Origin of the sequence: Bacillus sp. CDB3 (assembly GCF_002081505.1) — a bacterium.
GTDB lineage: Bacteria > Bacillota > Bacilli > Bacillales > Bacillaceae_G > Bacillus_A > Bacillus_A cereus_AT.
Genome location: NZ_ALBR01000140.1, coordinates 1 through 2,656 on the forward strand (window position 1 = coordinate 1; position 2,656 = coordinate 2,656).

A 2,656-nucleotide genomic window follows, 5' to 3' on the forward strand; every position below is an offset into this window, starting at 1 on the left:
GTTATTTGCGTATAGATAATTTTGCTTATAATGATTTTCTAAAGAAGGATTACAATATCTAACATATTAATCACACACCCTTTTTAAAGTAATTCTTTCGGTATTTCCAAGTTTGTAAGATGACTTTCAGTTATTTTGAAGTTTTTGCACCAGAACCCTCTAAAATGTTTACGTAATAATCATAACTTCTATTTTTGTTATGAAAAAATACACTTACAAGTGCAGATGTAATAAAATAAACCTAAGAAAATAAACACTTATAAGTACATTTATAAGTGTACTTATAGTGGATAATTAAACAACAAAACAAATAAAAGTCTGAAATGAAGTAAAAAAAGAAAGGGGAATTTTTAAAATGAAAATTATCACAGTAAACGTAAATAAAGGTGGTACAGGGAAATCAACCATTTCATACACTTTATCCAAATGGTTAACACAAGTAAAAAAGAAAAAAGTATTACTAATTGATGGTGATCGTTCATGTAATTTAAGTTTTTCGTTTTCTTGTGACAGTCCATCTTCTATTTTGGGAGTTTTTACAAAAGAAAAAGTAGAAATTCATAATGTAGGAGGACATCTTGACTTTATCAAAAGTTCAGCGCAATTAGAAGATAATATGCTTGACTTAAAATCTAAACAGAATAATTGCATGTTACTATTTATGTGGATTGCTGATAATATGGACAAGTTACAAAAATATGATTACATGATTATTGATACTCATAATGATACAAGTTTAGTTACTTCAAACTTTTTAGCTGTTGCAGACATTGTTCTTGGAGTTTCCGAGCCTTCCCGAAACGGCTTTCGAGCCTGGTTAGAATTAGAGGATACAATAGACTACTTAAAAAACGAACTAGTAGATGTTACGTCATGTCAAACATATGTTACAGCAAAACCTTATTTAATTGCTAATAAAGTTGACCATATTGGAAATAGCAGTAAACAATTTATTGATATGGTAGAATTACAGCCGAATTATATAGGAATGATACAAAAGAAAGAGCTACTTGCAAAAACTTTATTAGAAGATACTAGTATTTTTGAAATGAAAGAAAAAATGAGTAAAAAGGATATAGAAAGACACCAAAAATTCTATGAGCATATTGATAATATCTTTTCAAAAATAATCGAAATAACAGATAAAACAAATTAAAGGAGAAATAGAGTATGGATAAATTTAATGCATTTGATAAAGCAATGAAAGAAAAGAAAATGAAGGAACACAACCAAAATACTTTAAAACCAAAAAAGCCTGCAATGAATATCCCACAAGGTAAAGAAAGAAAAGAACAAATGTCTCTTATGTTTACACCGTCTCATAAAGAAAAAGCCCGTAAAATCGCAGGAAGCCATAACATGAGTGTTAGTGAATTATTTGCTTTTTGGTTAGATCAATACGACAACTAACAATAAAGTTATTAGTAATCCACTTACAAACATACTTGCAAACGCACTTATAAGTGGATATGACTTCAAATCGACATAATAAAGGCTGAACAAGGAGAGATAATCTTCTGATTCAGCCTTTATTTTATATTTGCACCAGAACCATACTAAGAGCAGACTTTGATATGTATGGATACTTAGTAGATCAGACGGAACGAGCGTCAGTTGATTACTTACAATACATTGATGAGCAAGGGTTACTTCCAGTAACAGATAGGATGATTCAACTGGATCAGGATATAAAAGGGTAGCGAATGAGGTGGTAAAACAATCGCTATCTCCTGAAATTGTAGAAATCAAGAAGATCGAGAAATGGGATGAAAAGTTACTACAAGTGAGTGGTGGCGAGACACCGTTTATGCAGGTAAAATAAGTTTTTGGGAATATGTGGTAAAAAAGATCCCGAGTGATGGGGTCTTAAACAGAAATACGAGAAAGGTAACCAATGCAGGTGTTTATAGCCTGTGCAAAAATGAAAATAATATAACAGGAGATGTAGAAAAAATTGAGAGTACGCAAACGTAAAAAACGAGCAAAACAAGTAAAAACGCTAGAAGAGAAGTGGAACGAAAAGTGTGAAAAAGCAGTCGTTTTGTTTAATCAGGGAGAAGAATACCCAGCTATTGCAAAAGAAGTAGGATGTCATGTGAGTAATCTGTATAAGGAATTGAAAAAGCGTGGACTTTTCAAAATGCCGTGAGAATACAGCATGAGAAAGGAAATGGAGGTGAATACAACATGAACCCACGGGAAAAGAGAATCTGTATTTTAAATTAGAACATAGAGCGTGCGAGATCGTTCGTAAAGGTACACGTTTATATATAAATGACAAAATAAATATGTATATTTTTCCTTGTATACTAATTTTGATAGTTCTTTGTAGGCAAAACAACGAAATTCAATTTAAGCATTATGAAGTTCTAAAAAGATTTATATATATCAAAATTTGCAACAGAACCCGAAGGATTAGATAATAAAATAATCCAAATGAAATGCATTGATGGAATGACATTAGAACAAATAGCATACGATTTGGATTACAGTCCATGTTACATTAAACGTAAGCATGCTGAAATAAGAAAGGTAATCAAATTTGTAGGTGCATTATAAAAAGTTACCTTTAGGTAAGGTACTTTGTGGGTAACGAACCCCTTGTAAAAATGAGTTATAGTAATAACATAAAGAATTGACGAAAGGACGACTGAAC

3 protein-coding genes and 1 pseudogene are annotated in these 2,656 nt (G+C 31.1%); all 4 read left to right on the plus strand.

The window, feature by feature from the left end; all coding sequences use genetic code 11:
• Positions 1-355: 355 nt before the first annotated feature.
• The 4 genes and pseudogenes from CDB3_RS31380 to CDB3_RS31395 all read left to right on the plus strand — a co-directional run bounded on the left by CDB3_RS31380 (position 356) and on the right by CDB3_RS31395 (position 2,149).
• Entirely contained in the window at positions 356-1,156 is an 801-nt protein-coding gene (locus CDB3_RS31380) for a ParA family protein (protein WP_128857190.1), read from the plus strand.
• A gap of 14 nt (positions 1,157-1,170) precedes the next feature.
• Entirely contained in the window at positions 1,171-1,410 is a 240-nt protein-coding gene (locus CDB3_RS31385) for a hypothetical protein (RefSeq protein ID WP_128857191.1), read from the plus strand.
• Positions 1,411-1,547: 137 nt separating this feature from the next.
• Positions 1,548-1,822, plus strand: a pseudogene (locus tag CDB3_RS33215) (hypothetical protein); the annotation flags it as partial.
• A gap of 132 nt (positions 1,823-1,954) precedes the next feature.
• Complete coding sequence (locus CDB3_RS31395) at positions 1,955-2,149, plus strand: helix-turn-helix domain-containing protein (RefSeq protein ID WP_128857192.1); 195 nt, start codon at positions 1,955-1,957, stop codon at positions 2,147-2,149.
• Positions 2,150-2,656 lie beyond the last annotated feature (507 nt).